Annotated in this window: 16 protein-coding genes; 5 read left to right on the top strand and 11 right to left on the bottom strand. The window is 46.9% G+C overall.

Annotated features, from left to right (window positions below; all coding sequences use genetic code 11):
* Window positions 1-20 precede the first annotated feature (20 nt).
* On the bottom strand, window positions 21-560 hold the full coding sequence (locus tag D515_RS02800) for a hypothetical protein (protein WP_002535842.1): 540 nt from the start codon (window positions 558-560) through the stop codon (window positions 21-23).
* A gap of 675 nt (window positions 561-1,235) precedes the next feature.
* On the opposite strand from D515_RS02800, the gene D515_RS02795 reads away from it, so the two are divergent.
* Window positions 1,236-2,747, top strand: a complete 1,512-nt coding sequence (locus D515_RS02795) for an alanine/glycine:cation symporter family protein (RefSeq protein WP_002535841.1) — start codon at window positions 1,236-1,238, stop codon at window positions 2,745-2,747.
* Window positions 2,748-2,823: 76 nt separating this feature from the next.
* Here D515_RS02795 and yciH read toward each other — a convergent pair whose 3' ends face one another.
* The 3 genes from yciH to D515_RS02780 form a co-directional block, all read right to left on the bottom strand.
* A complete protein-coding gene (gene yciH, locus D515_RS02790) occupies window positions 2,824-3,150 on the bottom strand; it encodes a stress response translation initiation inhibitor YciH (RefSeq protein WP_002535840.1) in 327 nt (108 codons plus the stop codon).
* 75 nt (window positions 3,151-3,225) lie between these two features.
* Window positions 3,226-3,564 (bottom strand): DUF3319 domain-containing protein, encoded by a 339-nt coding sequence (locus D515_RS26325; protein ID WP_039849543.1) that lies wholly within the window; start codon window positions 3,562-3,564, stop codon window positions 3,226-3,228.
* 194 nt (window positions 3,565-3,758) lie between these two features.
* A complete protein-coding gene (locus tag D515_RS02780; RefSeq protein ID WP_002535838.1) occupies window positions 3,759-4,112 on the bottom strand; it encodes a DUF3319 domain-containing protein in 354 nt (117 codons plus the stop codon).
* Window positions 4,113-4,376: 264 nt separating this feature from the next.
* On the opposite strand from D515_RS02780, the gene D515_RS02775 reads away from it, so the two are divergent.
* On the top strand, window positions 4,377-5,339 hold the full coding sequence (locus tag D515_RS02775; RefSeq protein ID WP_002535837.1) for a tyrosine-type recombinase/integrase: 963 nt from the start codon (window positions 4,377-4,379) through the stop codon (window positions 5,337-5,339).
* A 12-nt stretch (window positions 5,340-5,351) separates the two neighbouring features.
* Here the strand turns inward: D515_RS02775 and D515_RS02770 are convergent, their stop codons facing one another.
* On the bottom strand, window positions 5,352-6,353 hold the full coding sequence (locus tag D515_RS02770; protein ID WP_002535836.1) for a D-alanine--D-alanine ligase: 1,002 nt from the start codon (window positions 6,351-6,353) through the stop codon (window positions 5,352-5,354).
* 259 nt (window positions 6,354-6,612) lie between these two features.
* Window positions 6,613-7,161 carry an SPOR domain-containing protein gene (locus tag D515_RS26320; RefSeq protein WP_002535834.1) on the bottom strand — a complete coding sequence of 183 codons (549 nt, stop codon included), beginning with the start codon at window positions 7,159-7,161 and terminating at the stop codon, window positions 6,613-6,615.
* Here D515_RS26320 and D515_RS02760 point away from each other — a divergent pair.
* Window positions 7,160-7,417, top strand: coding sequence for a hypothetical protein (locus D515_RS02760; protein ID WP_039849542.1), 258 nt, complete (start codon window positions 7,160-7,162; stop codon window positions 7,415-7,417). The genes D515_RS26320 and D515_RS02760 overlap by 2 nt on opposite strands.
* Window positions 7,392-10,073, top strand: a complete 2,682-nt coding sequence (locus D515_RS02755; RefSeq protein WP_002535833.1) for a bifunctional acetate--CoA ligase family protein/GNAT family N-acetyltransferase — start codon at window positions 7,392-7,394, stop codon at window positions 10,071-10,073. Before D515_RS02760 ends, D515_RS02755 begins: the two co-directional genes overlap by 26 nt.
* Before the next feature lie 73 nt (window positions 10,074-10,146).
* Here the strand turns inward: D515_RS02755 and D515_RS02750 are convergent, their stop codons facing one another.
* Both D515_RS02750 and D515_RS02745 read right to left on the bottom strand, forming a co-directional pair.
* Window positions 10,147-10,449, bottom strand: coding sequence for a Dabb family protein (locus tag D515_RS02750; RefSeq protein WP_002535832.1), 303 nt, complete (start codon window positions 10,447-10,449; stop codon window positions 10,147-10,149).
* A gap of 65 nt (window positions 10,450-10,514) precedes the next feature.
* The gene (locus D515_RS02745; protein ID WP_002535831.1) at window positions 10,515-11,420 is read right to left on the bottom strand and encodes a LysR family transcriptional regulator; all 906 of its coding nucleotides are present in this window, start codon (window positions 11,418-11,420) and stop codon (window positions 10,515-10,517) included.
* 242 nt (window positions 11,421-11,662) lie between these two features.
* On the opposite strand from D515_RS02745, the gene D515_RS02740 reads away from it, so the two are divergent.
* Entirely contained in the window at window positions 11,663-13,294 is a 1,632-nt protein-coding gene (locus D515_RS02740; protein ID WP_002535830.1) for a DUF2813 domain-containing protein, read from the top strand.
* Here D515_RS02740 and D515_RS02735 read toward each other — a convergent pair.
* Genes D515_RS02735 through D515_RS02725 form a run of 3 tightly spaced genes read right to left on the bottom strand, consistent with a single transcriptional unit; the run spans window position 13,291 to window position 14,890 of the window.
* Window positions 13,291-13,815, bottom strand: coding sequence for a DUF3833 domain-containing protein (locus tag D515_RS02735; RefSeq protein WP_002535829.1), 525 nt, complete (start codon window positions 13,813-13,815; stop codon window positions 13,291-13,293). The two genes, D515_RS02740 and D515_RS02735, sit on opposite strands and share 4 nt — an antisense overlap.
* Window positions 13,812-14,408: a chalcone isomerase family protein gene (locus tag D515_RS02730; protein ID WP_039849541.1), complete on the bottom strand. Its 597-nt coding sequence runs from the start codon at window positions 14,406-14,408 to the stop codon at window positions 13,812-13,814. The genes D515_RS02735 and D515_RS02730 overlap by 4 nt, the downstream gene beginning before the upstream one ends.
* Window positions 14,354-14,890, bottom strand: coding sequence for a DUF2878 domain-containing protein (locus tag D515_RS02725; RefSeq protein ID WP_002535827.1), 537 nt, complete (start codon window positions 14,888-14,890; stop codon window positions 14,354-14,356). The genes D515_RS02730 and D515_RS02725 overlap by 55 nt, the downstream gene beginning before the upstream one ends.
* Between the last annotated feature and the right edge of the window lie 11 nt (window positions 14,891-14,901).

Genomic DNA, 14,901 nt, shown 5'->3' with positions numbered 1-14,901 from the left:
TGGTCAAATACGACAGGCTGCTATGGCTCCAGCTCTTCACTTGCGCTCAAGTCTAAGGATGAAGCACTGGACATCATGGTTGTACCATCACTGTTAAGATAACAAAGGGTAACCTGATACTGAGGTCTAAGTGTCAGTGGTTCAAGCTTAGCAATTTGATTGACTAATTGGGTATTTGGTTCACAGCCATCATCACCAATACGGTGAAGCTCTCTTTCATACTCATCGCTGGTCATTCGGCTGGCGCGAAGGATCTCAATTTTCATGGCGAGTCTTCGTTGTTCGAAAGTTGAGTATTGGCTAGTGAGCAACTTGGCGAGCGTATCTTCAAGCATATTCACTTGTTGGGGAACGAGTACTGTGCCATCAGATGCTTCCAGTGCACTTTGTGCTTTAACCATTTCCAAAGAAATAGACGGCAGCACTTCCAGGTACTTTGTTAAAAGCACCCGACTCGACTCGGATTGTCTCTGCATCACCACATCAGACGCTATCGTACCCACGACAATCGACAGGAAGATCAGCGTTGGTGAAGCAGTGAACTTAGCTAACCACAGCATGACTGAATAGGATAATAAAATGACTAATTATGCTTAAAAAACCAACTTAATCGGATAGATATTCTTAATGTGATTACCATCACTAATTATCAGATTCGAACGATTAAAAACCATCCAATCTCACCATCCTATTTTACTTCGCATAAACATTTACTAGGAATTTAGTTTGTTTCATACATAAGAATGACCAGAATATTTGCGGCTTAATACTTTTCTAATTCCAGTGTTAATTTCTTACCAATTTAATTGGTTCTCAATATTGCTTCACATGCCATATTTAAGGATTGATGAAATAGTTATTTAAATTCATCTGTTAACAACAACCTTTATCAGCTTGCTTTACAGCGGTGCAATGAATGCCCCACGAGAAAGCGCTTGCAGGCATCTGAATGAATTAAAGAAAGCAAAAACTATATTTGCACAGTTATTTATACACCACCTGTCGGCATTATTTTCTATCGAACAAAATTCGCGGAATAAATTATCAAAGGGGAGTGAAGTTAGAAAAGTGTGAGCGCTTTATCTTGTTATAAAAAATGCAAAACCGAGGGGTCGAAATATATTGCAAATATGTTTATACGTGAAATAATCCGCAGCGCAATGTTTGTTAACAATCATGTAACACAGCATATTGCGGTAAGTATGAAGCTATATAAAAAAGAAAAGGACTCGGTAATGAAACGTATAATGACGACTGCTGGACTTTCGTTGTTTGCGAGCTCAGCCTCTGCGGCAGGGATCGATGAAGCAATCAATGAAATAGTCGCTCCAATTGTAAACCCATTCGTGGGTATGATCTTCTCCTCTGTTCCACTCCCCTTTCTAGATGCTGAAGCGCCATGGATCGTAATGTGGCTGGTTGTTGCCGCTGTCATCTTTACGCTGTATCTGGGCTTTATTAACGTTCGTGGATTCACCCATGCAATCCGCCTTGTTAAAGGTGACTACACAGACCCTAAAGAGCCAGGTGAGGTCTCGCACTTTCAGGCCCTTGCAACAGCACTCTCCGGTACGGTTGGTCTTGGTAACATCGCTGGTGTTGCTGTGGCAATCTCTATCGGTGGTGCAGGTGCAACCTTCTGGATGATCCTTGCGGGTCTGCTCGGTATGTCTACCAAGTTTGTAGAGTGTGCGCTTGGTGTAAAATACCGTAACACTAACCCAGATGGTTCTGTTTCCGGTGGTCCTATGTACTACCTGAGCAAAGGTCTGGCTAACAAAGGTAACCCAGCATTTGGTCGTACCCTCGCCGTTTTATTCTCAGTTTGTGCGGTCGGCGGTGCTTTGGGTGGCGGTAACATGTTCCAGGCTAACCAGGCGTTCAAACAAGTTGTTGGCGTTACCGGTGGCGACATGTCTTTCTTCGCGGATAAAGGCTGGTTGTTTGGTCTTATCATGGCGGTTATCGTTGGTGTAGTAATCATCGGTGGTATCAAGTCAATCGCGAAAGTGACTGAGAAAGTCGTTCCTTTCATGGCGATTGTTTACGTTGGTGCAGCTCTGATTATCATCCTGATGCACATCGACCAAGTAGGTGCAGCATTCGGCGCAATCTTCAACGGTGCATTCACTGGTGAAGGTGTCGCAGGTGGTGTTATCGGTGCCATGATTCAGGGCTTCAAACGAGCCGCGTTCTCGAACGAAGCGGGTGTTGGTTCTGCGGCAATCGCTCACTCAGCAGTAAAAACCAAAGAACACATGTCTGAAGGTTTCGTATCTCTGCTGGAACCGTTCATCGATACCGTTGTTATCTGTACCATGACTGCTCTGGTTATTATCATTACCGGCCAGTTGTATGAAGGTCAGGAGCTGAGCGGTGTTGCACTGACTTCAGCAGCATTTGAAGCATCAATCTCATGGTTCCCATACATTCTGGCTATCGCAGTAGTATTGTTTGCGTTCTCTACCATGATTTCTTGGTCTTACTACGGCCTGAAAGCTTGGACTTACCTGTTCGGCGAGAGCAAGCGTGCTGAAATGATTTTCAAGGTCATGTTCTGCGTCTTCGTTGTTATCGGTGCATCGATGAACCTGGGTCCAGTTATCGACTTCTCTGATGCAATGATCTTCGCAATGGCTCTGGTTAACATCGTCGGTCTGTACCGTCTGGTTCCAGAAATCAAAGCGGACATGAACGATTACCTGGCGCGTCTGGAAAGCGGTGCTATCCAACGCTACAAAGGCTAATCGAACAACCCCTCTTGCATAACAAAAAAGAGATGCCATTTGGCATCTCTTTTTTTATGTCTTTCTGGAAGGAAAATTAACCGCCAGCCAGTTTGACTGTGTGACCTTTCTTCTCAAGATACGCTTTGATTTGGTCACGCTTATCACCTTGAATTTCAATCACGCCATCTTTTACGGCACCGCCACAACCACAAACTTTCTTTAGCTCAGCGGCGACCAATTTCAGTGCGGCATCATCAATCTCCAACCCCGTCACCAGACAAACCCCTTTGCCCTTGCGGCCTTTGGTTTGACGCTGAATCCGAACGATACCGTCGCCTTTTTCACGAACTGGCGCCTGCTTTTCTTCCTTAATACGCCCGGAATCGGTTGAATACACCAGGCGGCTGTTATCGTCTCTCATATTTCACTCTTTGACGCTTGTTGATAGCGCCAATGCTATCAAAACTGGCGCTATCAGAATACGTTAACGACGGAATTAGCGTGAAAGCGCATTTTGGTCGATAAACTGTTTAATCTTCGGTAAAGGGCCTTTGAGAAGCTGCCCACGAACCAGTATGTACCAAAGCCCTGGTTGTTTATCGTCACTCATAATCTGAATGCCTTTGTACATTTCCGTTGAAGGCCCCTGAGCAGAGCGAAAAGTCTGTCGCCCAAATTCAGAGGGTTTTCGGAAAATCCTCGTGTCGCACCACCAGTCAATGCACTGTTTTACGCCCAGCATCGTTCCGGATACCGTTCTTCCTGCGACAATTGACGTATAAACATCGTCCTTACATTCAATAGTATGACCACGATGAGAATATCGCTTTTTCATTCGCTACCTGTTCTATGGATTGCTTACCCATTGACTTAACCGCCAAGGATCAGGCAGTTAGAAGAAAATTGAGTATAAATTTGTTATCGGGGCGATTTTAATGAAAAAGAATGGATAGTTCGACAATTAACGTGATATCTGCCTAAGATTTATCGTCTTAAACACGATTCGATAAATGGTTGGCAACAAAAGCATTAAGTCTTGGTAACGAGCTTTTTGTCGATAAAATTTTTCAACGCAGGAAGAGACCCTTTCAAGAGTTTTCCCCTGACCATCATGTACCAGCCCTTTTCATCTTCTGGGCTGTCAATCATGATTTGAATGCCTTTGTACTCTTCCGTCTTCTTCTCTTTAGGCGCATTGAATTCTTGTTTTTCGAATTCATCCGGCATACAAACAACGTTGGTTTCACACCACCAATCAATAGACTGTTTAACACCCAGCAAAGTACCGGTCACACGCTTACCACCTAAACGGGCACTGTATTGTTGTGTCTTTTCATCAGCCAGCTCGATGTTGTATCCACGATGATATAAGCGCTTTCTCATCGACTCTCTCCTCTTGGAGCAAAATCCAAGCGCTTGCTACCTCCTTGTAGAACCCGTCTTGGATACAAATTAAAGAATGATATGAAACAAACCACGTATCACTATGTAAATTAGACCAAAATAGCATTAACAACCAAATTTCTGACCTTTGTTAGACTAGAAATACTGACAATTCTTAATGAGTTTATGTGATCAGTCGCGCTTTCCATATCGCCTTACGAATGGAATAATCGAATTAACAAATTTAAGTTATAGTGCATTAAAGTGAAAAAAATAGACCCTATTTCTGACCCGGTAACAGCCAAAAACAGCATCTCCCTATTTAAACAAGGAGATGTGCCTTTAGAAGCTTGGCAAGCTTTGACACTCGGGTTGTATAGAAAGAATTCACTACTCAGTTTTCAAAACGATTGGCAGGTATTTATTGAATATTGCCGAGAGGTAAATGTTTCCCCCCTGCCCGCTGCCGTCACTGCAGTTCGTCGCTTTGTGGAGAGCAAAGCCACAACGCGTAAAGCATCCAGCATTAAGCGCTATATCATTACGATTTCGATGTTGCATCGTATCCATGCGCTTTCTGATCCAACTCGTCATAGAGAAGTGCGCTTCACACTCAATAAACTTTACCGAGAGAAAGCAGACGAAGCCGGTCAAGCCAACGCTTTTCATTACCATCATCTTCAATCACTACATTCAAGACTTAGCAATAGTGATCGGCTCAAAGATATCCGGGACTTACTCATTTGGACTCTATGCTTCGAATGCATGTTAAAACGGAGCGAACTGGCTGCTATCCAATACGACGACATTGAGAAAACCGACCTCGGTTATACGCTCCGCATTTCAGATAACGTCATGGAGCTTTCTTCGGAAGCTTCGGCTTTGATTGAACAATGGTTTGAAATGACAGCCATGTCGGAAGGCCCATTGCTGCGCCGAATCAATAAACACCAACAGCTTGGTGATGCACCCATGGATCACTCATCGATTTACCGTGTTTTCAGGCGTGCAGCCGAAGAGTTAGGTGTTCAAAGTACATTGACGTTTTCGGGTCAATCGCCGCGTGTAGGTGCCAGTCAGGATTTGTCAGACTCTGGTTTGACTATAAAAGAAATTCAACAACAGGGAAGATGGAAAAGCCCCGCCATGCCAGCTCAATATGTTGGAAATAAGCAGGCTCGTGACGAGGCAATGGATAAGTTTAAACGTAAGCTGGATAAAGATTAGGAGCCATTGGCTTTAGCCGACGTTAACTCCCGAGCGAATGCAGCTAGCCAAATACTCAGAGAACGTATGACCATTGTGCTCAACGAGTTTTGGGAACATGGAAATCGGCGTCATACCAGGGAAGGTGTTGATTTCGTTCAGTAGCACCTCACCCTCAGGCGTCAGGAAGAAATCGATACGCGACAAATCTTTGAGCTTCAGGTGAACAAACGCTTTCTCAGCGTACTCGCGCATTTTCTCAACCTGGTCTTCCGTCAGATTTTCTGGCTCTACGGTCGTTTGGCTGTGGCTTCCCGCACTGTATTTCTCGTCATAGGTATAGAAAGTGTCTTCAGGACAAGCAATCTCACCTGGACGCGTGACAACGACTTCACCGTTAAAATGGTACGCCGCGATTTCCAATTCTCGTGGACGAACGGCCTTCTCAACCAGTACCTGATTGGAGTAGCCAAATGCGCCTTCGACAGATTCTCGCACGGCTTTTTTATCCGTCACTTTATAGCAACCAACAGAAGAGCCCTGACACGCAGCTTTAACGAATATCGCACCCCAACGCTCAAAAGCCTCTTCTGCTTTTTCAATACTTTCTTCGTTGTTGTCTGTCAGGAAAACATAGGGAGTATTGGGTATGCCAATCGCATCAAACCACAACTTTGAAGTGATCTTATTGAAGCAGACGTTGCTGGCTGACGAATCGCAGCCCATGTATGGCACACCTGCAAGCTCAAACAAGGACTGGATATCTCCTGTTTCGCCAGGAAAGCCGTGAATACAAGGGACGGCATAATCAATATTAATGATCTCATCACCCACTTTGAGGGTTTTATCAAGATTCAGTCGGCAATCTTGTCCTTGGCCGTCTTTCCAGCCTTCCTCTTTGGTGATTTCAACGCGGATAACTGAAACGGATGGCAGCTTTTTTAATTCAGATTCCAGATAGTTTGCTGACACCATCGATACTTCATGTTCAGCGCTACCGCCACCACACAGCAACAATACTTGAGTTGGTTTCATGACCATTCCTACTTCGCCCTGATAATTCGTTCAGGGATAACAAATCCAATCGCACAATCCGTGAGGCAACTACAATACCCAAACACATTCGCGCTTTCACTCAATCAAACGCAAATAACTGACAATTTTTGCGTGATCGCGCAAAAACCCGTCGACCACTGGCTGAGAAGCCAACGTTTTGTCTCGATTGCTTTTTAAAGGCGACAAAAAAGAGAGCATTAGCTCTCTTTTTTGTGAATCACTATTCCGATACCGCCATTCAGTTCAAACGCTTAACTTCAGGGTTCGCAGACGATTTAATCGAAGCAAATGAACGGATAAACGGCCCATATTGCTTGATATCATTCGGCAGTGCCTTTAACGCATTTTGTGCCTCAGATTTCGAATTAAATTCGCCATAAAGCAAGGTGTACCACGGTAAGCCATCAACCATCTTTTTATTTGACCAGACCGGCTTATCGGAAGGCAATTTGTTCATGTACTCACTAAAGCCTTTGTTATGACTCAGTGCAATCACTTGAATGGTGTACGTGGTTGACGCTGCAGCAGGTTTTTTCACCGGCTTTGGAGCCGGTTTAGGTTTCTTCTGAGCCGTCATAACAGGTTTTGGCGCTGGCGCTTTAGGTTTCTCAGCTGCAACCGGTTTTGGCATAGGTTTCGTCATTTCTGGTTTTGAAGCCGGTGCCATGGTGTCAGTCACTGGCATAACTTCTTCTTCCGAAGACTGGGTCAAAATCTGTGTGGTACTGGTTCCACCAGCACAACCAGCAAGCACAAGTGTGAAAGCGATCGAAAGGATTTTCTTCATGAATATTCTACTTTTAGGAGCCACTGCCTTTATTCTGTACCCACCCCGCCATTCATTCAACTTAAACCAAGCGCACTCTGATAAGTATCTGCCACATGTCACACATCATTTTGCCTTTGTGGGCAATCACGCGATGCTTTTAGTTACGGATCACAGCCACGCTAACCGATTGAATCATCGTGCCGTGAAAAACAGTAAACTGTCTACGGGTTACCAAGTCGGAGAGCGAAATGACCAGCCTGGATACGCTGTTTAAACCAAAATCAATTGCCGTTATCGGCGCTTCTGACACACAGGGACGCGCAGGTAACGTGATTATTCGCAACTTACAATCTGGCGCTTTCCAAGGGCCAATCATGCCAGTTACCCCCAAATATCAGGCTGTGGCGGGGATCCTTGCTTATCCAACCATTGAAGCTCTGCCTCTGGTCCCTGATCTCGCCATTCTCTGCACACAGGCTTCTCGCAACAGCGAACTCATTCGCCAGTTAGGCGAAAAAGGCGTGAAGGTGGCTATTATTCTGGCTGCCGGCATGAAAAAGACCAAAGCAGAAGACGGTCGTAGCGAATTTGAAGTGATGAGAGACATCGCCTCTCAATACGCGATGCGGGTGATTGGCCCGAATAGCCTCGGATTGATCCTGCCTTGGTTGAATCTGAACGCGTCATTCTCTCCCATCCCCGCTAACCGCGGGAATATCGCGTTTGTTTCACAGTCAGCGGCGGTATGCACCACCATTTTGGATTGGGCGCGCAACCGCCGGATTGGCTTTTCTACGTTTATTTCTTTAGGGGAAGCCAGTGACATCGACTTTCCCGAACTGCTCGATTATCTGAGCCGCGAAAGTAAAACTGACGCCATTCTTTTGTATATCGACAATATTCAAGATGCCCGCGCCTTTATCTCCGCTGCAAGAGCGGCTTCCCGTAACCGTCGTGTTTTGGTTCTAAAGAGTGGGCGTACGCCGGAAGGTGCATCGCTTCTTCCTCACTTGCAGGAAAATGAAATTGGGCTCGATGGCGCATATGATGCTGCGATTCGACGTTCCGGTATGCTGCGTGTGCGCACGACGCACGAATTGTTTGCGGCAGTAGAAACCCTTTCGCACTCTGTACCACTGCGTGGTGAGCGATTAGCGATTATTTCCAACGGAGGCGGCCCTGCGGTGATGGCCGTTGATACCTTGTTGGAAATGGGTGGCAAACTGGCTGTACTGAGTGAAGAAACCAAAGCCAAATTGGATGCCATCCTTCCTGCAAGTTGGTCTCAGTGTAACCCTGTCGATATCGTGGGTGATGCCGACACAGAACGCTACAAGAAAGTCACTGAGATTCTATTAGAGAGTGATGAAGCCGATGCACTGCTGATTCTTCATTCTCCCTCTGTGACTGCGCCGGGCTTAAAAACAGCAAAAACACTGGCAGACATGCTGAAAAAGTCTCAACGTGCTAAGCGTTTCAATATTCTCACTAACTGGCAAGGTGAAAGTGATGATGCCACCGTAGCCAGACTCGCTTTCGCCCACGCAGGCTTTCCGGCTTACCGCACTCCAGAAAGTGCTGTTACCGCATTCATGCACTTGGTTGAGTACAGAAGAAACCAGAAGCAATTAATGGAAACACCAACCTCTATCGGCCAAATTGATTATGACGTTGAAGGTGGAAAAGCGCTTATTGAGCAGGCACTGGAAGAAAATCTGCGCACCTTAACCACCCATGAAGCCCGTCCTTTCCTTTCAAAATACGGTATTAACGTGATGGCAACCTGGTTGGCATCTGATGCTGCTGAAGCCGCGCAAATCACGGAACAGGTCGGTTATCCTGTCGCGGTTAAACTTCGTTCACCTGACATCGCTCATAAGTCCGATGTAAATGGCGTGATGCTGGATTTAAACAACGCCACCGAAGTGGCTAATGCAGCACAGCTAATGTTGAACCGAGTCAGCATGACCTATCCAACGGCAAGGATTGAAGGTCTGCAAATCCAAAGCATGGCTAACCGCGCGGGCTCACAGGAACTTCGCGTTTGCGTTCGTCATGACCCTGTTTTTGGCCCAGTGATTCTATTGGGTGAAGGCGGTTCCGAGTGGGATGTAAACCGAGATGCTGCAGTAGCCATTCCACCACTCAACATGGCGCTTGCAAGGTATTTGGTTATTGGTGCCATTAAGAGTGGAAAGCTACGCCAACGCGGCCATCCGTACAATTTAGATGTGAATGCGCTTTGTCATTTTCTCGTGACACTGTCACAGGTTTTGATTGATTTTCCTGAAATCACAGAACTGGATATCCACCCATTACTCGTGACCGGCGACAGTTTCACTGTGTTGGATGCCTCTATCAAGCTGAGCCCTTTTGATGGCGACGGCAGCACCCGACTGGCGATTCGCCCATACCCGAAAGAACTGGAAGAACGTGCTGAACTGAAAGATGGCCGAGCCATACTGCTACGTCCTATTCTTCCCGAAGACGAACCTAACCATAAGTCTTTTATCGAGCATGTCTCCGTTGAAGATCTCTACAAGCGTTTTTTCTCTGATGTTGGCGAGTTGAACCACGAAGCCTTGGCGAATCTGACGCAAATTGATTACGACCGCGAGATGGCCTTTGTCGCCGTTCACCGTTTGGATGATGGAAGCGATGAAATTCTGGGCGTTGTCCGGGCGCTCGCTAACCCAGACCATACAGATGCTGAGTTTGCCGTGTTGGTTCGTTCTGATCTTAAAGGAATGGGCCTAGGCCGTATTTTGATGGAGAAGGTGATCACCTATGGTCGGGTGAGTGGCATCAAACGTTTCAACGGTATGACCATGCCATCAAACTCCGGGATGATCGCACTGGCTCAGAAAGTGGGCTTTGAGATTGACGTGCAATTGCAAGACGGCATCGTCGAGATGGACATGGCGCTGTAAGCAATTCCGGAACAAGCAATCAAAACCCAAAAAAGCCGCATAATGCGGCTTTTCGTTATCTCAATCGTCGATCTCAGGCAGGTAAGGTGTAATCCACCACAATGATGTCTTCAATGTGCGGAACAAACACTTCTTTCAACGCCTCGTGCTCAGGGTGAAACAAATAATTCTGTCGCCCTTCTTCATTAGCAAAGGTCATGAAGACAACATGGGTGTAACCTTCGTTTTTCCCTTCTGGGCTGTCATTCTCCCCCCACTCAACAGAGACGACGCCTTCAACACGTTCGGGCATAGACATAAACTCTTCCCGGATTTCTTCGTGATCGGCTTCATTAGAAGTCGGTTTGAATTTTACCAACAGCAAGTGTCTGATCATGAGGTGCTCCATGCAGTGATTTAAAGGCGATTTCCATTGATGTGAAAGAAAACCGCGAGTCCTGTTTATCCTACTTTCTCTGACGGGATTGGCTGAATCACTTTTAGTAATCGCGGAATTTCGCGGATCATCCAGCTCTTCGCATTCCCCATACGGTTGCGCTTCCAAGCCATTACCCAATAGAGCTTGTAAGGCTCGCTGCCTTTGATGACTTTTAAGCGCCCTTCTTCAATATCTTTATTCACCCACCAGTCTGGCATGGTTCCGATACCATAACCGTCCAGAATAGCGTGGTATTTCTCTGTCATCGAAGAAACCGTTAGGCGTGGTTGTTCATCCAGAATATTGAAGGTATACGTCTTGGCATTTCGCGCAGAATCAGCAACCGAAATGCTGCGATAAAGACGACGAACATCCGCATCATACGGATTGGAATGACGGTGAATAGGATGATTCGCTGCCGCTACCCAATAGCCATCTGAAAAGCCGATTTCCTGCATTTTAATACCTGGAGGCGCAGCAGGCGGTTTTGGGCTAATGAGAATATCCGTGCGGTCCTCTTCCAGAGATTCCCAGGCGCCAGCGAGGATTTCTTCCTGCAAACGAACACGCGTGCTGGCCTCTCTACCCAACTTATCCACCAGCGGGAAAAAGTGTCTCGCAGTGAGCAAACCATCAAAAGCAATGGTGATATCCAACTCCCAACCATGAGCCAGAGACTTAGCATCCGCCACCAATTCATCGGCGGCATTCATCAGGATCCTGCCTCTTTCAAGCAGCAATTTCCCTGCATCGGTGAAAATCGCTTTGTGACCGGAGCGGTCGAAAATCACCAAATCCAGCTCCTGTTCGAGCTTTTGAACCTGATAACTTAAAGAGGAAGGCGCGCGATTAAGAGAGTCAGCTGCAGCCGCAAAGCTTCCCTTGCGGTCGATTGCATCCAGTACTTGAAGAGCTTCGAAAGATAGCATGGGTTAATTCGTTCCTTGTTCTAGTTCCAAAGCCATTTTTGATGTTGTTTCGGGCTTAGGTCTTTATATGACCCGATAAGAGCCATTTTGTATTCGTTTCGGGATACACCAAAAATTATGACTATTTCAAATGTGTCACAATCAGCTGATAGAAAACAGAAAAATCTTCTACATCAGTAAAACCGTGAAATACACACCTCCACTCGCTCGTTATGTGTCTTAGGCTTAATAAAGAGGTGATTATGAAGTTAGACCGCATTGAGATTTCTGGTTTCAGAGGCATTCGCCGCCTGTCTTTAAGTCTTGATGAGCTTACCGTGCTCATCGGCGAAAATGCTTGGGGTAAAAGTTCACTCTTAGACGCTCTTTCCCTTTGTTTACCCTCATCAGGTGAGCATTACGAATTTGTCCGCTCTGATTTCCATATTGACCATACGCTTGGCAACGCGCAAACCAACCAAATCCAGATCATTTTTCGTTGGATTGAGACCTTTTCCGGTGAACATAGAGCACGCCGCTACCGCCAGTTCAATGAAGTATGGAACGGTAGTGACGACAACGGACTTCGGCGGCTAGACTTCCACATCAATGCGCTTCACGTTGACGGCAAGATCACCATTTCCCGCGACTTTCTCGACGAGCAAGGAAAGGTCATTGAGACCCCAAACAGTGAAGCACTCGCCCGTAAGCTGATTCTTTTGCATCCTATTATCCGTATTCAGGATGCACGTCGTTTACGCGACAGCGACCTTGATTTGAATGGCAACAAAACCAGGCTGGAAAAACGGCTGGAAAATACGGTTAAACGACTGCAGCAGAAACCCGGTCACGTGAATAAAGGCGAAGTCCGCAGCGGATTGAAGGCCATGAGAACTTTGCTCGACCATTACTTTGCGTTTGACAGCCACAACCGTTCACCTGCGGAAATCGAACCTTCCAGACACCTGAACATGCGTGCAAATTACGTGCATCCACTCGAGATGGTGGCGAATAACACCTCTAATCACAGCCGTCTTTTGTTGATGGGCTTGCTAAGTACTTTTGTTCGTGCCCGTGGGCCCAAACAACTCAAAGCCAACGCCCGTCCTATTGTGATCTTCGAAGATCCGGAAAGCCGACTACATCCAACCCTGCTTAATCAGGCGTGGCGACTTATCAGCATCATGCCAATGCAGAAAATCCTGACCACCAACAGTGGTGATTTACTGTCTGCAGTGCCACTTAACAGTATTCGACGTTTGGAACGTGGCGCGACACAAACAGAATCCCATCAAGTACCACCGAATCGTTTAAGCAAAGACGAAGAACGTAGAGTGTCTTTTCATGTCCGGTTTCACCGCCCAAGCGCACTATTCGCTCGATGTTGGCTTCTGGTAGAAGGTGAAACAGAAGTTTGGCTGTTCAATGAGATGGCACGCATTCAAGGCTACGACTTAGCGGCGGAAGGTGTCCAACTGATAGAGTTTGCACAGAGTGGCTTGAAACCCCTTATCAAACTTGCGATTGCTTTGGGCATGGAATGGCATGTGATTGCAGACGGTGACATGGCAGGCCAAAAATATGCCCACACCGCGCGGAGCAAACTAGACGGGGAAAAGGAAAAGCACCGACTGACTGTGCTTCCAGACAGAGACATCGAACATTACCTGTTTAACCACGGATACGAACCGCTGTTCCGGGAAATGGCGCACATTGAGGGTAATACCTACATTGCTCCTAAGAAAATCATTGCGCGTGCATTGAAAAAGTACGCCAAACCCGATGCTGCATTAGCCATCATCGAATATACGGAGGAACATTTGGAAGATGATATCCCGCTGCTTCTGAGATGGATTGTGCAGCGGGTGGTGAGTATGGCGCGGGGAGCAGGTTAATCCTGCTTCTCGAAGAAAATGGAGATCCTTCCTACCTCAATACCAAACTTCTTCATTGAGGTTAGGTTGAAAGCTCGCTTTTCGTCCTGACGGTAAAGCCAGTCGTCGAGTGTCAGCACATAAGTACTGTCGCCGACTTCCACACTGAGATCGTAAACCCAGTTCAGGGCATTGCCAGATTCACTTCCCGTGGCGATTCCCACAACATCACCCGCCGTGCCTTCGTAGCTGCCGTCTTCGAGCCGAGTGATAGCCCATATCCGTTTTTGTTTTTCACCATCATCAAAAATAAAGTCTTCATCCAAGGTGATCTTGTTGCCTTCAACGGTGCCGACAATGCTGACTTCAAAACGACGGGTTTGCTTGCCGGTATAATCCTGCACCATTCCCCAAGCCAAGGTCTCTCCTTCAAAATACTCAAACAGGTTAAAGGCAGGACTCGTCGCTTTGTAATCTTCTAAAGACGCGGAACAACCAACCAATGCGGTGATCAATGCAAAAGCAGCGATGAGTTTTTTCACTCAGTGTTTCCTCCAATTAAAGCAAGACGAAGTGATGGGTAGGCAGTGGCTGGTGATAGCCAAATGGCGGAAAATGCGTTGGCGAGATTGGCATTGTTCAAGGTGCCTGTTGGCTCAGCTTTTCCTTGTTTGGGTTGATAGAAAAACTGGCCTTTGTCCTGAGAAAGCACATAGATCAGTCTGTCCCCCTCTTTGACGTTCGGCCAGACGCCCTCCATGTTCGGCAACCATGCTTCAATCTGCTGTTGACTGAATCCAAGGTGTTCCCACTGTTCTACTGTTGCTTCGAGAAGATCGTCCGCATCGATGTCGCGGCTATATGTAATAACAAGCGCTAGCGGATCACCATTGGCGGGTTCGAACCGACCACTTGGCGTGCGGAGTTCGCTGTCATAGATTTTCCAGAATCCCCAAGTCAGAGATGCCGCGCCAACAGGTTTCCACCAAGCCCAATCTTCTGAGGTTTGCATACCAGTGGGGCTGGCTGTGATTGGTGCAGACAGCGTGAACGCTATGACGAACGCAGAAAAAAGTGCCGCTATTCTTTTTCGGCCAGCGACTTTTCCGCCATGGAAAGATGTGATTTTGAACATGCCTCCCCCTTCCCTGAAAGACGTTTTAAGATGACAAGGAAAACAACACTGTAGATGAACCAAGCAGCAGCAAGGACAAGGGCAGTGTTTACAAGCGTCATAGAGAACTCAACCGCGCCAAGGCGCTCTCCTCCTAAGTAGCTCCCTGCACCGCCGACAGCACCAACAATGGCTAGTAGCCAGAGCGGCTTTTCCATCAGCCAATCACGAACCAGCCAGATGTACGTTCCAAATCCTGCCCAGAGGAACCCAAGCCATAAAGGCATGTAGGAGGTGTCGAAATTCAACACTTGTAAGTGGGTTAATACGCTGTCGCCTGCCACACCGATCAGCGTAAAAAGCGGTGTCGCAAACAACACGCCTCTATCGAGCAACACAGCACCGATAAGGGCAAGCACTAGGAAAGGAAGCATGCTGTTTTGACCCAGCACAGCAGCGAACCAGTAAGCATTGAACGCCAGTGATATCAAGACAACTCGCATACTTCCTCCTT

This window comes from Grimontia indica (assembly GCF_000333895.2).
Taxonomy (GTDB): domain Bacteria; phylum Pseudomonadota; class Gammaproteobacteria; order Enterobacterales; family Vibrionaceae; genus Enterovibrio; species Enterovibrio indicus.
This window is presented reverse-complemented; position numbering and strand designations above follow the sequence as displayed.

Coding starts and splice junctions, on each gene's coding strand:
- D515_RS02730 (WP_039849541.1), bottom strand. CDS start 14,408: ATGTTCAAAATCACATCTTTCCATGGCGGAAAAGTCGCTGGCCGAAAA.
- D515_RS02750 (WP_002535832.1), bottom strand. CDS start 10,449: ATGATCAGACACTTGCTGTTGGTAAAATTCAAACCGACTTCTAATGAA.
- yciH (WP_002535840.1), bottom strand. CDS start 3,150: ATGAGAGACGATAACAGCCGCCTGGTGTATTCAACCGATTCCGGGCGT.
- D515_RS02780 (WP_002535838.1), bottom strand. CDS start 4,112: ATGAGAAAGCGCTTATATCATCGTGGATACAACATCGAGCTGGCTGAT.
- D515_RS02770 (WP_002535836.1), bottom strand. CDS start 6,353: ATGAAACCAACTCAAGTATTGTTGCTGTGTGGTGGCGGTAGCGCTGAA.
- D515_RS02745 (WP_002535831.1), bottom strand. CDS start 11,420: ATGCTATCTTTCGAAGCTCTTCAAGTACTGGATGCAATCGACCGCAAG.
- D515_RS02760 (WP_039849542.1), top strand. CDS start 7,160: ATGAATATTCTACTTTTAGGAGCCACTGCCTTTATTCTGTACCCACCC.
- D515_RS26325 (WP_039849543.1), bottom strand. CDS start 3,564: ATGAAAAAGCGATATTCTCATCGTGGTCATACTATTGAATGTAAGGAC.
- D515_RS26320 (WP_002535834.1), bottom strand. CDS start 7,161: ATGAAGAAAATCCTTTCGATCGCTTTCACACTTGTGCTTGCTGGTTGT.
- D515_RS02795 (WP_002535841.1), top strand. CDS start 1,236: ATGAAACGTATAATGACGACTGCTGGACTTTCGTTGTTTGCGAGCTCA.
- D515_RS02725 (WP_002535827.1), bottom strand. CDS start 14,890: ATGCGAGTTGTCTTGATATCACTGGCGTTCAATGCTTACTGGTTCGCT.
- D515_RS02755 (WP_002535833.1), top strand. CDS start 7,392: ATGACCAGCCTGGATACGCTGTTTAAACCAAAATCAATTGCCGTTATC.
- D515_RS02800 (WP_002535842.1), bottom strand. CDS start 560: ATGCTGTGGTTAGCTAAGTTCACTGCTTCACCAACGCTGATCTTCCTG.
- D515_RS02740 (WP_002535830.1), top strand. CDS start 11,663: ATGAAGTTAGACCGCATTGAGATTTCTGGTTTCAGAGGCATTCGCCGC.